General features: G+C 45.3%; 16 protein-coding genes. 3 read left to right on the top strand and 13 right to left on the bottom strand.

Features of this window, described 5'->3' with window-relative positions:
• Nucleotides 1–28 precede the first annotated feature (28 nt).
• The 3 genes from ruvX to ICN38_RS02630 all read right to left on the bottom strand — a co-directional run bounded on the left by ruvX (nt 29) and on the right by ICN38_RS02630 (nt 1,923).
• Nucleotides 29–454 carry a Holliday junction resolvase RuvX gene (ruvX, locus tag ICN38_RS02640; protein ID WP_216254711.1) on the bottom strand — a complete coding sequence of 142 codons (426 nt, stop codon included), beginning with the start codon at nt 452–454 and terminating at the stop codon, nt 29–31.
• Nucleotides 447–1,046 carry a YqgE/AlgH family protein gene (locus tag ICN38_RS02635; protein ID WP_255562696.1) on the bottom strand — a complete coding sequence of 200 codons (600 nt, stop codon included), beginning with the start codon at nt 1,044–1,046 and terminating at the stop codon, nt 447–449. The genes ruvX and ICN38_RS02635 overlap by 8 nt, the downstream gene beginning before the upstream one ends.
• 67 nt (nt 1,047–1,113) lie before the next feature.
• Entirely contained in the window at nt 1,114–1,923 is an 810-nt protein-coding gene (locus ICN38_RS02630; RefSeq protein ID WP_216254705.1) for a YdcF family protein, read from the bottom strand.
• A gap of 64 nt (nt 1,924–1,987) precedes the next feature.
• Between ICN38_RS02630 and ICN38_RS02625 the strand changes: the two genes are divergently transcribed.
• Entirely contained in the window at nt 1,988–3,466 is a 1,479-nt protein-coding gene (locus ICN38_RS02625; RefSeq protein WP_216254702.1) for a deoxyribodipyrimidine photo-lyase, read from the top strand.
• A 33-nt stretch (nt 3,467–3,499) separates the two neighbouring features.
• Nucleotides 3,500–4,339 (top strand): symmetrical bis(5'-nucleosyl)-tetraphosphatase, encoded by an 840-nt coding sequence (locus ICN38_RS02620; protein WP_216254699.1) that lies wholly within the window; start codon nt 3,500–3,502, stop codon nt 4,337–4,339.
• 12 nt (nt 4,340–4,351) lie between these two features.
• Here the strand turns inward: ICN38_RS02620 and hemL are convergent, their stop codons facing one another.
• Genes hemL through ICN38_RS02570 form a run of 10 tightly spaced genes read right to left on the bottom strand, consistent with a single transcriptional unit; the run spans nt 4,352 to nt 15,011 of the window.
• On the bottom strand, nt 4,352–5,653 hold the full coding sequence (hemL, locus tag ICN38_RS02615) for a glutamate-1-semialdehyde 2,1-aminomutase (protein WP_216254696.1): 1,302 nt from the start codon (nt 5,651–5,653) through the stop codon (nt 4,352–4,354).
• 24 nt (nt 5,654–5,677) lie between these two features.
• The gene (locus ICN38_RS02610) at nt 5,678–5,848 is read right to left on the bottom strand and encodes a rubredoxin (RefSeq protein ID WP_216254693.1); all 171 of its coding nucleotides are present in this window, start codon (nt 5,846–5,848) and stop codon (nt 5,678–5,680) included.
• A 49-nt stretch (nt 5,849–5,897) separates the two neighbouring features.
• Nucleotides 5,898–7,352, bottom strand: coding sequence for a class I SAM-dependent RNA methyltransferase (locus ICN38_RS02605; RefSeq protein ID WP_216254690.1), 1,455 nt, complete (start codon nt 7,350–7,352; stop codon nt 5,898–5,900).
• A gap of 43 nt (nt 7,353–7,395) precedes the next feature.
• Nucleotides 7,396–7,821, bottom strand: coding sequence for a CopD family protein (locus tag ICN38_RS02600; protein WP_216254685.1), 426 nt, complete (start codon nt 7,819–7,821; stop codon nt 7,396–7,398).
• A 9-nt stretch (nt 7,822–7,830) separates the two neighbouring features.
• Nucleotides 7,831–9,108 (bottom strand): glutamate-5-semialdehyde dehydrogenase, encoded by a 1,278-nt coding sequence (locus tag ICN38_RS02595; protein WP_216254682.1) that lies wholly within the window; start codon nt 9,106–9,108, stop codon nt 7,831–7,833.
• A 12-nt stretch (nt 9,109–9,120) separates the two neighbouring features.
• Nucleotides 9,121–10,182, bottom strand: coding sequence for a DNA polymerase III subunit delta (gene holA, locus ICN38_RS02590; RefSeq protein WP_216254679.1), 1,062 nt, complete (start codon nt 10,180–10,182; stop codon nt 9,121–9,123).
• Nucleotides 10,183–10,198: 16 nt separating this feature from the next.
• The gene (lptE, locus tag ICN38_RS02585) at nt 10,199–10,759 is read right to left on the bottom strand and encodes an LPS assembly lipoprotein LptE (protein ID WP_216254676.1); all 561 of its coding nucleotides are present in this window, start codon (nt 10,757–10,759) and stop codon (nt 10,199–10,201) included.
• 36 nt (nt 10,760–10,795) lie between these two features.
• Entirely contained in the window at nt 10,796–13,468 is a 2,673-nt protein-coding gene (leuS, locus tag ICN38_RS02580; RefSeq protein WP_216254673.1) for a leucine--tRNA ligase, read from the bottom strand.
• A 37-nt stretch (nt 13,469–13,505) separates the two neighbouring features.
• On the bottom strand, nt 13,506–14,306 hold the full coding sequence (dapB, locus tag ICN38_RS02575; protein WP_216254671.1) for a 4-hydroxy-tetrahydrodipicolinate reductase: 801 nt from the start codon (nt 14,304–14,306) through the stop codon (nt 13,506–13,508).
• Between the two features lie 60 nt (nt 14,307–14,366).
• Entirely contained in the window at nt 14,367–15,011 is a 645-nt protein-coding gene (locus tag ICN38_RS02570) for an outer membrane protein assembly factor BamE (RefSeq protein ID WP_255562674.1), read from the bottom strand.
• 88 nt (nt 15,012–15,099) lie between these two features.
• Here ICN38_RS02570 and fur point away from each other — a divergent pair, with 88 nt between their 5' ends.
• Nucleotides 15,100–15,555 (top strand): ferric iron uptake transcriptional regulator, encoded by a 456-nt coding sequence (gene fur, locus ICN38_RS02565; RefSeq protein WP_216255207.1) that lies wholly within the window; start codon nt 15,100–15,102, stop codon nt 15,553–15,555.
• The last annotated feature ends 118 nt before the right edge of the window (nt 15,556–15,673 follow it).

The following is a 15,673-nucleotide window of genomic DNA, read 5'->3' as shown; positions in this document are numbered from 1 at the left end:
CTGGGGCTCCGCCACTCATCATCTATCTTTAACTCACACTCTTTAGCATTGCTTTTGCAGACAGCTCTGAAAAGTACTGTTCCAAGATCAAGGCTGCAGAATGCGCATCTAGATTGTCCCGCATATCTGATTCACCCTCCAAAACTGCAGAGGTATAACGCTCATCCACCCACTCTACTGGAAGATTAAATCTGCCATGCAATTGGTTGCCAAAGCGAGTGGCCTTGGTGGTCATGGCATGCTCAGCACCATCAGGGTGAACGGGCTTACCAACTACCAAATAATCTGGCTGCCACTCTTTTAAAAGGTTTTCAATTTCCTTAAATAAAGTTTCAGTACTGGTAGCGGCAATGGTTTTTAATGCCTGCCCATTCCCGGTGACTGAATTTCCAACTGCCACACCCACACGGCGAGTACCGTAATCGAAGGCCATCACCGTCATCGGCTTAGGCATGCCCTGCCTCACCCGAGAGATCGGATAAATCAAAACCCAAATGACTCATGGTTTTTTGATAACGCTGGGTATAAGGCGTATTAAATAGAATCTCACTCATTTGCTCGCGTGAGAGGGGAACATTCATCCAGCCATTGAGCGTGATCTCTTCTTCGAGCTGCCCCGCACCCCAGCCTGCATAACCTAGGGTCATTAAAAATTTTCTAGGCCCACTTCCGCTGGCAACGGCTTCAAGCACATCTTTAGAGGTAGTCATGGTTAAACCCCCAGGAATAACTAATGAAGAGCTATAAGAAATTAAAGGGTTTGGTTCATGCAATACAAAGCCGCGCTCTACTTGCACTGGGCCACCAAAATAAACCGGTTGATCTAACAAAGGTGCGATTTCTAATTTGAGTTCTATTTTGTCAAACAAAGTTCCAAGATTGACCTCAGTTGGTCTGTTCACTACTAAGCCCATCGCACCTCTTTGGTTATGCTCAAAAAGGTAGATAACAGATCCCGCAAAATCGGAGTCCACCATCCCTGGCATTGCAATTAAGAATTGATTGGCTAAGTGATCTGCTGAATATGAGATCAAAGGGTCTGCCATAGACGCTGGGTCTAATACTTTGGAGGCCTTCTTCGCCGTAGTCATATGCCTTTATTTTACAGAATATCTAGAGTTTTCCAGTAATCCAATAGGCTAAAAGCCCAATCAGCTCATGCAAGGCTTTATTCCAGTTTTGAGCGCCTTCCACTAAGTCAAAAGAAGTCCACTGAAGGCTATTCGCTGTCTGGTAATCCACCGGTAAGGCCAAAACATCGATACCCTGCTTTTGAAAGATCTGTAAGGATCGATACATATGACTAGCAGAGGAAATGACCAGCCAGGGTTTTAATAATCCTGCATCCGTCTTTCCCCCGAGTTCTTGCATCATCGGCTTCAAATAGAGCACATTTTCGTAAGTGTTACGGGATTGATTTTCATAATATACCTGTGCCCCATCCAAACCCTGCTCTTGAATCAATTGCTTGAAGGCATCGGCTTCTGAAACCCCTTTCGGATTGATTCGACCGGAATATCCACTAAAGATCAATGGTAGATCAGGATATTTTCGAATCAGTTCAAATGCTTTGGTAACGCGCTCAGCCGAGGAATAAATGGATACCTCACCTCGATCAGTAGCAATCTCACCACCCTCGATCGCACCGCCCAAAATAATCATTCCTCCTAAATCACCGTTCCCTACTTGGGAGAGATTTATACGAGGTGCCGAATTCTCAAGGGCCCTTAATAAAAACTCTGAGGTGGGTAGATAACCCACTAGAGCTAGATTGAATAGAGAGATCCAGAGAAAGCGTTTTGCTAGGTGAATCTTTCTCAAAAGCAGAAATAGCAAGGCGAGCACTACCCAAAAAAGCACCCAGTTCAATGGCTCAATGCAAAATTGAACAGCCTTCGAAAGAATAAAAAATATCGTATCCATGAATGCTCTCGATCTTAACCTCTCTAGCAAGCAAGGGCAGTAAATAAGCCCTAATATAGGGGCTATGCAAAAAGCACTTGTATGGCTCCGCCGCGATCTTCGTCTTTATGACAATGCCGCCCTTCACCATGCCCTGAAAGAGGCCGGTCAAGTTTGGCTCACGTTTATTTTTGATACTGAAATTTTGACACCCTTATTAAAAGGTGAATTAGATGCCAAAGGTTTAAAACACGATCGTCGCGTTGACTTCATTTGGCAAGGTTTAAAGCAAATAGATGCGCAATTACGCAGTCAAGGTGGAGGCCTCATCGTTCGCTTTGGCAAACCGACTGAATGCATTCCCCAAATTGCAAAAGAGCTTGGAGTCAATGCGGTTTTCACTAACCATGATTACGAACCCTCTGCAATTGCACGTGATGAGGCAGTTGCAAGTTCTCTTGAAAAATTAGGCATTGGCTTTGAAAGCTTTAAAGACCAAGTGATTTTTGAAAAGAAAGAAATTCTGACGAATTCCAATACGGTATTTTCTGTTTTTACACCGTATAAAAATAATTGGCTCAAAACGCTGCAAGAAAAAGATTTAGCAGCCTATGATTGCACGCCGAAGCCCGGACAAATTGCAGCAATACCCAAAAAGTTAGATGAACCTTTTCTTTCGCTAGAGTCCATGGGATTTGTGGCTACAGGCATTGAGACCTATTTGCCACCGGGATCGGAGGGTGGTCAGGCTTTTCTGGAAGACTTTCTCTCTCGCATCGACCAATACCAAATCGGTAGAGACTTTCCGGCAATTAAGGGGGTGAGTTACCTCTCCACTCACCTGCGCTTTGGTATGTTATCGATTCGAGGTTTAGTACGAGAAGCACATCGACGCATGCTCGCTGGCAGTATGGGGGCCACAATCTGGTTAAGTGAATTAATTTGGCGTGATTTCTATTTCATGATTTTGGCAAATCATCCGCGTTTAGCCAAAGGTGTTTCTTTCAAACCAGACTATGACAATATCACCTGGGAAAGTGGCACTACTGCTCAGAAACTATTTACCGCTTGGTGCGAAGGCAAAACAGGTTACCCATTAATTGACGCAGCAATGCATCAACTCAATCAAAGTGGCTATATGCATAATCGCCTGCGCATGGTTGTGGCAAGCTTCCTAACAAAAGACTTAGGTATTGATTGGCGCTGGGGTGAAGCTTATTTTGCCCAGCACCTCAATGACTTTGAACTCTCCTCCAATAATGGCGGCTGGCAATGGGCCTCTTCATCCGGATGTGATGCACAGCCTTACTTCCGAATCTTTAACCCGATCACCCAATCTGAAAAGTTTGATTCTGAAGGTAAATTCATCAAACGATACCTGCCCCAATTAGAAAAACTCTCCAAGAAGTCGATTCATGCCCCCTGGCTGTCTGGGCATATTGAGCTTGAGGCAGCAGGCATTCTACTTGGTAGAGACTATCCTCTGCCCGTCGTAAATCATGATGAAGCGCGCAAGAAAACCTTAGTCCGCTATAGCGTGGTTAAAAAAATCACTGCGGAATAGAAGAAGCGCCCTCTTTCCGATTTAAGATAGGGTATGAGCAAGATCTATGCTGTGGGCGACATTCAAGGATGTGCGCCTTCGCTAAAAGCCCTCGTCAAAAAACTTCCCCAAAAATCCAAAATGATTTTTCTGGGAGACCTTGTCAATCGTGGCCCAGATTCTCTTGGGAGCTTACGACAACTCAAAGTGCTTCAAGAGGCAGGTCGTGCTGAGTGCATCCTCGGCAATCATGATTTACATCTTCTAGCAATTGATGCTGGCTTACGAAAAACCAAAGGACTAGATACTGTTGATAGCATTCTTAACGCTCCCGATCGTGATGAATTAATCGATTGGCTACGCAAGCGTCCTATGGCACTAAGCAATGGGAGAGTATTAACAGTACACGCCGGAGTTTTACCTCAGTGGGACTTACAGCAAACGATTGAGTGCGCTCAAGAAGTAGAAAAAGCTTTGCGTAAAAAAACGTATAAAGATTTTTTAGCCAATATGTATGGCAACACGCCTAATAAATGGAGCTCTTCACTAAAAGGTTATGAGAAGCTGCGCGTCATCACGAATGCGCTTACTCGGATGCGGTTTTGTACCCCTGGCGGACAAATGGAGTTTGAGAGTAAAGAAGGCTTAGAACAAGGTCCTGCGGGCTATATTCCTTGGTTTGGCGTGCCCAAACGTAAAACCCAAGACACTCTCATTTACTTTGGTCACTGGTCTACTCTAGGTCTGATGCGCAAACAAAATGTCATTGGCTTAGACACGGGTTGTGTCTGGGGTGGAAAACTCACGGCGATTGAAGTAGCCGAATCCGGAAAAGACTCTAAAAAATCAGAGGTGATTCAAGTGGCTGGCTATGACCATCCGCTCAGAATGTAATCTATCTTAAGTTTAGAGCTTCGGAAATGATTTCTCAGCGGCAGCAATAATGGCAGCTAACACCTCATCATCATGTGCAATAGAAGTAAAACCGGCTTCGTAAGCAGAAGGCGCTAAATAAACACCCTCATCTAACATGAGATGAAAGAATTTCTTGAATGATTCAATATTGGTTTTTGTAACCGCTTCGAATGAATTTGGAATGACATCGGCAAAATAAAACCCAAACATGCCGCCAACGCTATCAACTGAAAACGAAATCTTTGCTTTGTCAGCAGCTTGCTTTAAGCCCGTCATCAGTTTTTGAGTCTGCCCAGTCAGGCACTCGTAAAAGCCTTCTCTAGAAATAATCTCTAAAGTTTTAAGCCCTGCTGCAACTGCCACGGGATTGCCTGAGAGCGTTCCTGCCTGGTAAACATTGCCTAAAGGAGCAAGCTTAGACATGATTGCTTTTTTACCCCCAAAGGCAGCCATGGGCATACCGCCGCCCATCACTTTGCCTAAGCAAGTTAAGTCGGGCACTACGCCTTGGAGAGACTGAGCCCCACCTAAAGCAACCCTAAAACCAGTCATCACTTCATCGTAGATCAGTACACTGCCATGCTTTTCAGTAAGACTGCGAACTGCTGATAAAAATTCTTTTGAGGGTTGAATCAAATTCATATTGCCTGCGATCGGCTCAATAATGACTGCCGCCACTTGATCACCCTGCGTCTTAAATACTTCCTCGATTGCGGCTACATCGTTATAAGGAAGTACGAGGGTGTGTTTAACCAAGTCCTGAGGGACGCCGCCAGAAGAAGGCGCATTCTGAGTAGAGTCGGCAAAGGTTAAGAGCCCAGAGCCAGCCTTTACCAACAGACTATCAGCATGACCGTGATAGCAACCTTCGAACTTAATAATCAAGTCTCGATTGGTATAACCACGCGCTAAACGCAAAGCGCTCATCGTTGCTTCAGTGCCGCTTGAAACCATACGCACCTGTTCAACGCTTGGCATCAAAGCGCAAATACGTTCTGCTAACTCGATCTCACCCTCGGTAGGCGCGCCGTAACTAAAGCTCGTCTCCGCGGCTTGCTTTACAGCCTCAACCACCTCAGGATTAGCATGACCAACAATCATGGGACCCCAAGACATAATTAAATCGATGTAGCGCTTATTTTCTGCATCCCAAAAATAAGGGCCTTTGGCTTTAGTAACAAAACGGGGTGTGCCACCCACCTGACGAAATGCCCGCACAGGAGAATTCACACCCCCCGGTATTGTCTTTTGTGCACGCTCAAACAAAATCTCGTTTTGATCTACTTTTGCCACAATTATTTCCTAATTATTGACTAATTAAATCGCCATCATTTCAAAATCTTCTTTGCGCGCCCCACATTCTGGACAGGCCCAATTCATCGGCACATCTGCCCAAAGTGTTCCTGGCGCAATACCTTCATCAGGTAATCCTGCAGCTTCGTCATAAACCCAGCCACAGATAAGACACATATAGGTTTTGAATTCCATAAATCACTTCTCCGCTTAATCTTGTATTGCTAATCTGATTTTAAATCACTTATTCCATATCAGCATTATTGACTTCAGGGCGCTTAGCATGCATCTCAAACTTAAAAAGTCGACATTCTAGCGGGCCGTTAAATAAAGGTGTGCGCTTAGATTCCTTAATGCGTAACTGTCCTGGTAAAGCCATATCTGCAGTTAAGACAAACACATTCCATCCGCCAAAGATATCTTTCAAATGCTGACCAAACTGTCTTAAGAATTCTACAAACTTTGGATCTTGCTCCTCTTGAGCCTGTAGGCGCTTTAATGACTCACGACTCGAACGCTTAGCGCTTTGCCGACCCGTTTCTAAATTGAGCTCAAACCGATTTTCTGGCTCTTCATCATCATGAGGATCAGCTTGAATACGGTCTTGACCACGCCCACCCTTGATAACTAAGCGCTCTCCGTATGGGGGATTTAATAACATCACTCCATCCTTAGGGTTTGCAGGTGGCTTAGCTGCTAAAGCGTCGACTTGTCTGACCATGGGTTGATCAGGTAATTGCGCTCTTTGCCAATTGCCCCGAAACATCGATACCAACTTCTCATTAATATCACCGCCGCTAATTGCTAAGGAATCTACCGTTGGGAATTGCTTACGCTTGGCTAGCATCTGCGCCAAAGATGCTTCCTTCAAATCCAACCAACGCTTTTGCTCGATAGCCTCAATAAAAGGTTTCAGCCTCTGAAAGCCAAAGCCGTGGGCTGAAGTGACTAGTGGACGATAGGCCAAACGACTTGGTTTCGCATCATCTCCATACATTCCTGCCCGAATGGCGCCTGGCGGAATAGATAAGGCTATTTGTGCTGCTTCAATTAAAAAAGTACCACTTCCGCACATCGGATCAAATAAGGTTTGTCCTGGCTTCCAAGCTGTAATAGACAAAATACCAGCAGCTAAATTTTCTTTTAAAGGAGCATCACCTTTTTCGTCACGCCATCCACGTTTGAATAAAGCTTCGCCAGAGGTATCCAAATAAATGGTGACTTGGTTTGCTGTTAAATGCGCCTGTACACGTACATCTGGAAATGCTGTGTCGATACTAGGTCGATCGCCAGTGACATCACGCAAACGATCCACGATGGCATCTTTGATTTTGAGGGTAGCAAAATTCAAGCTCTTTAATGGCGAGCGATGCGCAGTGACATCAACGCGTAAAGTTTGTTTTGAGTTGAACCAATCTTCCCAAGCCAAGCCACTAGCTAATTTGTACAGATCTTCCTCTTGCCTATATGATGCTTGCGCCATTTGCAATAAAACACGGCTAGCGATTCTGGAGTGAAGATTTAGTGCCATTGCCCCTGATACAGGAGCGGCTAAGCCAATACCACCTGAAGGACTTGTTGGGATTGGATCAACAACCCAAATGCCTAATGATTTGCAATCAGGACGGTTTGCAATTTCTACCAACTCTTGTGCCAGCGGCACTTCTAGACCACCAGGGCAAACAACAAAAAATCTCATAGGTCTAGCAATCTTCGAAAGGGGGAAATTTAGAAATGCGGTATTAGGGCTTGAAAATAACTAAAGCCACAATCACTACTAACAACAGTACAGGGATTTCATTGAACCAGCGATACCAAACGCCAGATTTTGTATTTAGACCTGCACGGAATTTTTTAAGGAAACTTAAACAGACATGATGGTAACCAATCAAGAGCAGCACAAAAAATAATTTTGCATGCATCCAGATATCACCGGCACCAATACCAAAGTAAAGCCATAGCATCAAACCTAGTAGCACTGCTGGCACAGCCAAGATGGTCATAAACCGATAGAGACGATCAGCCATACCCAGTAAACGAGCATATGCTTGCGTATTTTTCTCTTCAGCAAGATTTACAAAAATTCTAGGCAAATAAAACAAGCCAGCAAACCAAGAAGTAATCAAGACAATATGAAAGGTTTTTACCCAAAGATAAGCATTACCCATTAGACCTCCTCAACTACGTATCTCGCCATGGCCCATGACGATATATTTAAGTGAGGTCAAGCCATCAAGCCCAACAGGGCCACGCGCGTGGAGCTTGTCATTCGAAATTCCGATCTCAGCACCAAGCCCATATTCAAATCCATCGGCAAAGCGGGTACTGGCATTGACCATGACGCTAGCGCTATCGACTTCACGCAAAAATCGATCTGCAGTCACTTTATTGTTCGTAATGATGGCATCGGTATGTTTGCTGCCATAGTGTTCTATATGATTCATTGCCTCATCAATATCTGCAACAGTCTTTATGGATAAAATCGGCGCAAGATATTCTGTATGCCAGTCTTCTTCTTGAGCATCAACCAAGCCCTTAAAGCCAGCAGTCTCTAAAGTTTTTCGAGTGGCTCCATCAACGCGAAGCTCAACACCCTTATCTTGATAGATTTTACAAAGCGCAGGTAATACCTGATCTGCAATCGCTTGATTGACTAAGAGCGTTTCCATCGCATTACATGGCGCATAACGTTGTGTCTTTGCGTTGTCGCAAACCTTGATGGCCATAGCCACATCAGCATCAGCATCAATATAGGTATGACAAATACCATCTAGATGCTTAATCATTGGTACACGTGCATCAGACATTAAACGGGCAATTAAACTCTTGCCACCCCGAGGTACGATCACATCAATGTACTGCGTCATGGTGATCATCTCGCCTACTGCAGCACGATCGGTCGTTGTCACTACCTGCACAGCATCTTTAGGTAATCCTGCTGCTGCAAGTCCCTCCTGAATGATTTGAGCCAATAAAGTATTAGACTCAATGGCTTCCGAGCCGCCTCGCAAAATGACCGTATTACCAGATTTAAGGCAAAGCGCTGCTGCATCAATCGTGACATTGGGGCGAGATTCATAAATGATCCCTATAACACCAAGTGGCACACGCATCTGAGCTAACTCAATACCAGAAGCTTGTTTTTTGATTGCAGAAATTTTTCCAATCGGGTCCTCGAGCGTCACAATTTGCTCTAAACCCAAGGCCATACTCTCAATAGTCTTTGGCGTCATCGCTAGGCGATCAATAAAAGCAGCATCTTGGCCACTAGTCTTGGCGCGCTCTACATCGACTAAGTTCACTTTCTGAATCTCACTACTCTTCTGACGAACTAGTTTAGCAATATGCAATAAAGCCTGATTCTTTTGTTCAGCAGATGCGCGCGCCATCACACGCGATGCACTGCGTGCTCGCTGACCAATGTCTTGCATCATTTGTGAAATTGCTGAACTCATCTTTCTAACTTTCTAGCGCAATAAATTACCAACCAAACGCAGACCATCCCAAGGATCTGCAGGCAAATCTGCGGCAGATAAGCCCTTCGCCTGACGATCCAATCCAGCAGCTACTTGCATTGCCCGACGAAGCTTTAAGGGTTGAACTCGCCTCAAGGCTGTTGGGTACAAGCGTTCTTTATCACCCCAAACACGATTAGCACGCAATAACTGCGCAATGGACTCACCAGCATCACTGGCGGCCTTTAGCTTAGATAGTAGCCTAAGCTCCTCAGTCACGCTCCAAAGAATCAAGACTAAGGGCTCACCCTCACCCTTAAGTCCATCTAACATGCGGTTTAGCCTAGGTAAATCTCCTGCAAGCATCGCTTCGGTTAATTCAAATACGTTGTAGCGCGCCACTTTCAAAATCGCTGTGCGAATTTCTTCTTCGGTCAATTTTCCTGCAGGATATAACAAGCCCAACTTCTGTATTTCTTGATGGGCAGCGATTAAATTGCCCTCTACTTGATCGGCAATGAATTCAAGGGAGCGCACTCCTTCTGGACCAGCTTCTACTTCTTGATTTTGTCTTTTGAGACGTCCTGCAATCCACTGCGGTAATTTGCTGCGATCTAAGGAGTCAATCTGTATTGCCATACCCGCCTCATCTAAGGCACTGAACCAGGCCGAGGTCTTGGTCTTCGCGTCTAATCTAGGTAAGGTAATGCAGACGACCGTATCAGGACCTTGGGGTCCTGCAGCTTGCGAATTCACCTGTGCAGCAAATTGTTTAAGAGCATCGGCCCCATCACGACCCGGCTTACCTGTTGGAATACGCAAATCAACCCAACGCTTATCCCCAAACAAAGACATTGTTTGACCTGCACTTAACAATGCACTCCAATCAAAGCCGCGCTCTTGAAGCAATACTTCGCGCTCGGTATAGCCAAGTTTTTTTGCAGTTAAACGGAGATGATCCATTGCCTCCATCATTAATAGTGGCTCATCGCCACTAAAGACATATAGAGGAAGTATTGCGCCCCCGGCATCCATCTTCTTCAAGTGGACTAGTAGCGCGTCGCTTTTAACCATGCACTGTCATTGGGCCTCAGAAAGCCCTTGTCTTAGGCGCTCTAGCTGAAGCAGCTACACGTCGTAAAATCTGAATAGCCAAGTCACGTCTCATCAAGCCCAAGAAAGCCTGAACCTGCGCATCATTTGCCAAAACAGTAGAGACTGAGAAGTCCATGTCTCGTGTAATGTATACCTCTGACTCAGGTACGATTTCTGTTCCGGAAGTATCGAAGGCTCTAAAGCCCACACGAATATTTAAGCGATATGCAGAAATTTGACCGCTAGCGTTGAAAGCCAAAATCTCACGACCTGTGACCTCGTTGGTAATCTCCAGAATTAAATCGGCATCACGAGGGTTAATAGCGACCTTCACATCGGTGCCTGTTAATACAGCCGTCTGTAAGTCAGCGCGTAATGGTGGGGAAGGATTGCCAGTAATAGCTAAAGCATTAAATGGCAGGTCGACTGCGCCGCGTAATCTAAATCCGCATGCAGCTAACGGGGCCAGCACTAGCAAACTCAGCGTAGCTCTGCGCAGCAAACTGATGTTGGCTGACGAAGCTCCTGCATTAGAATTTTGGTGATCGGCGCTCATATCTTTAGTTTCCAGTAAATAGGTTTGGGCTACAAGCTAAGCAACAATATTAATTAAGCGACCAGGCACCACGATAATCTTCTTGGGTGCACCACCATTAAGTACTTTTTGAGCAGACTCGCTTTGCAATGCCAGCGCTTCAATTTGCTCCTTACCTGCATCTGCCGGTACCCGAATCTCACCACGCAATTTGCCATTAATCTGTAGCATTAAGGTAATTTCTGTTTGCACAAGAGCAGCCCCATCGACTGAAGGCCATGGGCTATCTAACAAGGGACCAAAAGCATTTTCATACCCAACATCTTGCCAAAGCACATGGGTTAAATGTGGCACGACGGGATACAAAATACGCAGCAAAATCCCGAGGCACTCACGAAGCACGGGAGCACTAATGGCACAGTCCTGACCTAACCTGATTGGCTCAAGAACATTGAGCATTTTCATTGCTGCAGATACGACGGTATTATATTGACGGCGCTGGTAGTCAAAATTGGCTTGTTTCAAAATACTGTGTACTTCACGGCGCAATTCTTTTTCAGCATCATTCAGATTTGCTGATAATTGATCTGGCGCATTACGTAATGCCTCGGCTTGACTGCTAGAGTACATCCAGACGCGACGTAAGAAACGTGATGCCCCTTCAACGCCCGCACCTGACCATTCGAGTTGTTGTTCAGGTGGCGCTGCAAACATCACAAATAAACGGGCAGTATCAGCGCCGTATTGATCAATTAAAGCCTGGGGATCTACACCGTTATTCTTACTCTTAGACATCTTTTCTACGCCACCAATAATGATTGGTGCACTAGAGCTTCCATCTTTTAGTTTGGCGCCTTGCGGACGACCTTTTTCATCAAGATCTAATTCCACGTCCAAAGGATTGAGCCAAGTTTTTTTGCCAGCGGCATCTTCTGAGTAATAGGTCTCATTCAGAACCATACCCTGCGTTAGCAAATTCTGAAATGGCTCATCGAAAGTAATGAGCTTAAGATCGCGCATGACCTTAGTCCAGAAACGTGCATAGAGTAAATGTAAAATAGCATGCTCAATTCCACCGATGTATTGATCCATCGGCATCCAATAGTCATTACGTTTATCTACCATGGTCTTAGCATCAGGACCTGTATAGCGCATGAAATACCAAGAAGAATCGACAAAGGTATCCATGGTGTCAGTTTCACGACGCGCAGGTTTGCCACACTTTGGACACTTCACATTTAAAAAATCAGCGCGCTTATTCAGAGGATTGCCACTGCCATCGGGTACACAATCTTCCGGTAACACTACCGGCAAATCTGCCTCAGGAACGGGTACAGCACCACAACCTGGATGAGCATCATCACCGCAATGAATAATGGGAATAGGGGTACCCCAATAACGTTGACGAGAAATTCCCCAGTCACGCAAGCGGTAGGTGGTCTTTATTTCACCAATGCCTAGCTTTTCTAAATCTTTAGCAACGGCGCTAACCGCCTCTTCATGTGAGAGACCATCAAACTTGCCGCTATTTAAACAAACTACGCCATCTTTTTGCGCGTACCAATCTTGCCAGCGAGTTGCGTTAAACATCGGTGACTCACCTTTGAGGGCGATCACTTGCTTAATGGGTAAGTGATATTTAAGAGCAAATGCAAAGTCCCGTTCATCATGTGCAGGTACGCCCATCACAGCGCCATCACCATAAGACATCAAGACATAGTTGCCAACCCAAACTGGCACTTGCTCATGCGTTAAGGGATGCGTGACATAGAGGCCAGTAAACATCCCCTCTTTTTCTTGTGTGGCTAAATCAGCCTCAATCACACTACCGGTTTTGCATTTTTCAATAAAGGCTGCAAGCGCAGGGTTATTAGCAGCTGCTTTAGTTGCTAAAGGATGTTCAGCTGCAAGGGCACAGAAAGTAACGCCCATGATCGTATCTGCACGTGTCGTGAAGACATAGAGCAAACCATCTTGAATAAAGTTGCCATGGTCATCTGCGATTTCATGCTTGAATGCAAAACGCACGCCTCGGCTTTTGCCAATCCAATTTTGCTGCATCGTTTTGACACGCTCAGGCCAGCCCAAAGTATCAAGGCCTTCTAATAACTGTTCGGCATAAGCGGTGATGTTGAAGTAATATCCAGGAATTTCTCGCTTCTCAACCAAAGCGCCAGAACGCCAGCCGCGTCCATCAATGACTTGCTCGTTCGCTAAAACCGTTTGATCAATCGGATCCCAATTGACTACCTGAGTCTTGCGATAAGCAATGCCCTTTTCCAGCATCTTCAAAAAAAGCCACTGGTTCCAACGGTAGTAATCAGGACTGCAGGTAGCAACTTCACGTGACCAATCAATAGCCAAGCCCATTGCTGCCATTTGCTTTTTCATATAAGCAATGTTGTCGTAAGTCCATTGAGCTGGAGGAACACTATTCTGAATTGCCGCATTTTCTGCTGGCATGCCAAATGCATCCCAACCCATTGGCATTAAAACGTTATAGCCCTGCATGCGAAGCTGACGAGCCATCACGTCATTGATGGTGTAGTTACGTACATGACCCATATGCAACTTTCCAGATGGGTATGGCAACATCGAGCAGGCGTAATATTTCGGTTTTTGCTTACCAGCTGCATCTACCGCATCTTCAGTCACGCGATATACCTGTGCGCTTTCCCAATCAGCCTGGGCCGCAGCTTCAATGCGGCGGTAATCGTAATCCTTACTCATCTAATACAGCTCTTTTCTTCTATTAATATGGACTCAATTACTTGCGCAAACCCAAAACATCCTGCATGTCATAGAGACCAGATGCTTGGTTTTGTAAAAAACGTGTTGCGCGTAAGGAGCCTTGCGCATAAGACTGGCGACTTGAGGATTTATGACTAATCTCGATACGCTCACCCTCGCCCGCGAACAAAACAGTATGGTCACCCACAATATCGCCGCCACGAATAGTGGCAAAACCAATCGTGCCTTCTTTACGTTCCCCAGTATGGCCTTCGCGTGCATAGACTGCGACATCATCTAACTTTTCACCTAGAGCACCAGCAATCACTTCACCCATCTTGAGGGCAGTCCCAGAGGGGGCATCTACTTTGTGGCGATGGTGGGCTTCAATGATCTCAATGTCATAACCTTCATTCAACATTTTTGCGGCAATTTCTAGCAGCTTAAATGTGGCATTCACACCAACACTCATATTCGGCGCAAACACTATCGCTAGTTTTGAGGAAGCTGTTTTCAGTGTTGCAATTTGCTCAGCACTTAAACCAGTTGTACCAATGACCATCTTGGTAGCTGTTTTTTCAGCAATAGCTAAATGAGCCATCGTGCCTTCAGGTCTAGTGAAATCAATCAAAAACTGAGCGCCATTGAGAACTTGCGCCACATCTGCAGAAATCAATACACCTGTTTTTTTACCCAAGAAACCACCGGCGTCCTCACCCAGCAATGGACATGAGGAATGTTCAAGAGCCCCCACCAGCTGAGCATCAGGAGTATTGAGAACCGCCTCTATCAACATCTTGCCCATGCGACCGGTAGCTCCAGCTATTGCAATCTTCATCATGAATTTCTTCGCTCTGTCATTAAATTATTAAGTACGAACTACAAGCCTTACATTTTCTTACTGAGTTTTCAGTGGAGCTAGCTGGCCAGAGCCAGCTGATTCCGTTACTAAATTTGTTGTCGGGGTAGCGACATCAGCCGACTGTGGAGCGGGAGTCTCAGCTACCTTAGGTTCGGGCGGGGCATTATTGGTTGGGCTAGGAACCAATATTTCTGGTTGCTGCAAAGGCTTCGTTACAGGCGGCTTATTGCTACCCGTAAGGTACTCCCAAAATGAGCGTTTTTGTTTCGCATAGTCATCAATTTCTGCAACCATTTCTACTTCGGTTGGCAAAGCATCACCATCAAACTTCACTACTTTATCGCCCTCGAAAAAGACAGTCACACGACGTTCGCCTCCAATTCGCTGACCAGCTCTTTTAAATTCAAAAACATAATCCCAGCGATTTGCATGAAAGTAGCTAGCCAATAAAGGCGTGCCTAAGACTTGCCGCACCTGCTCACGAGTCATACCTAATTTCAATTTGGCGTATTGCTCGCTAGAAATAAAGTTTCCTTGGACTACATCAGGAACATAGGGCCTAAAAATCGTATTCATCCAAGCGCGCTGATGATCATCCACGGCCGAGGTACAGGCGCTTAACAGGCCGACACAGGTGAGCGTCAGTAAACCTACCCGGGTGGGGGTAGAAACGCCCTTCAAAATGGGGTTCAAAAACCGACGAAATATTACAAGGCAAATTTGCATGGCTGGCCGTATCATTAAGACATTGATTTTAGCTCGCAAAGCCATGACCACGAACCAAAACCCATCACCAGCAGATTTAAGAGATATTGGCCTCAAGGCTACAGGTCCTCGCATGAAAATCTTAGATTTTTTTCATCAGAATGGGGGTACCCATTTCAGTGCCGAGGATATCTTTATGGCGCTAACCAAGGAAGATCAAGAGATCGGCTTAGCGACCGTTTATAGAGTACTGACACAATTTGAGCAAGCAGGCCTATTACTGCGTAGTCATTTTGAGTCTAGTAAGGGTGATAGCCGGGCAATCTATGAGCTGAATGAAGGGAATCACCATGACCACCTGGTTTGCCTAGATTGTGGCCATGTGGAGGAGTTTGTAGACGAGGCCATTGAGAAAAGGCAGCGAGACATTGCAAAAACCCTTGGATTTACCCTACAAGAGCATTCTTTGGCGATGTATGGCCACTGCCAGAAGAAAAACTGCCGAAACAAGCAAAAATAGGCATTTTTAAGGGTCCTTGATGCAAAAAAGACCTCAAATAGAGGTCTTTTTTATTTTCTATATTACTAATAATCAGTAATTAAGTAATTTTTACTGGTTTTAACAACTTTTAGCTACT

Source organism: Polynucleobacter sp. AP-Melu-500A-A1, assembly GCF_018882125.1.
Lineage (GTDB): Bacteria > Pseudomonadota > Gammaproteobacteria > Burkholderiales > Burkholderiaceae > Polynucleobacter.
The sequence above is the reverse complement of the archived record's forward strand: the minus strand, read 5'-3'. Positions and strand labels throughout refer to the sequence as shown.

Excerpts from the sequence above, each read along its gene's own strand:
- ICN38_RS02610 (WP_216254693.1), bottom strand. The coding sequence starts at position 5,848 with ATGGAATTCAAAACCTATATGTGTCTTATCTGTGGCTGGGTTTATGAC.
- ICN38_RS02605 (WP_216254690.1), bottom strand. The coding sequence starts at position 7,352 with ATGAGATTTTTTGTTGTTTGCCCTGGTGGTCTAGAAGTGCCGCTGGCA.
- fur (WP_216255207.1), top strand. The coding sequence starts at position 15,100 with ATGACCACGAACCAAAACCCATCACCAGCAGATTTAAGAGATATTGGC.
- ICN38_RS02635 (WP_255562696.1), bottom strand. The coding sequence starts at position 1,046 with ATGGCAGACCCTTTGATCTCATATTCAGCAGATCACTTAGCCAATCAA.
- ICN38_RS02595 (WP_216254682.1), bottom strand. The coding sequence starts at position 9,108 with ATGAGTTCAGCAATTTCACAAATGATGCAAGACATTGGTCAGCGAGCA.
- ICN38_RS02600 (WP_216254685.1), bottom strand. The coding sequence starts at position 7,821 with ATGGGTAATGCTTATCTTTGGGTAAAAACCTTTCATATTGTCTTGATT.
- holA (WP_216254679.1), bottom strand. The coding sequence starts at position 10,182 with ATGGTTAAAAGCGACGCGCTACTAGTCCACTTGAAGAAGATGGATGCC.
- dapB (WP_216254671.1), bottom strand. The coding sequence starts at position 14,306 with ATGAAGATTGCAATAGCTGGAGCTACCGGTCGCATGGGCAAGATGTTG.
- ICN38_RS02620 (WP_216254699.1), top strand. The coding sequence starts at position 3,500 with ATGAGCAAGATCTATGCTGTGGGCGACATTCAAGGATGTGCGCCTTCG.
- ICN38_RS02625 (WP_216254702.1), top strand. The coding sequence starts at position 1,988 with ATGCAAAAAGCACTTGTATGGCTCCGCCGCGATCTTCGTCTTTATGAC.
- ruvX (WP_216254711.1), bottom strand. The coding sequence starts at position 454 with ATGCCTAAGCCGATGACGGTGATGGCCTTCGATTACGGTACTCGCCGT.
- leuS (WP_216254673.1), bottom strand. The coding sequence starts at position 13,468 with ATGAGTAAGGATTACGATTACCGCCGCATTGAAGCTGCGGCCCAGGCT.
- ICN38_RS02630 (WP_216254705.1), bottom strand. The coding sequence starts at position 1,923 with ATGGATACGATATTTTTTATTCTTTCGAAGGCTGTTCAATTTTGCATT.
- lptE (WP_216254676.1), bottom strand. The coding sequence starts at position 10,759 with ATGAGCGCCGATCACCAAAATTCTAATGCAGGAGCTTCGTCAGCCAAC.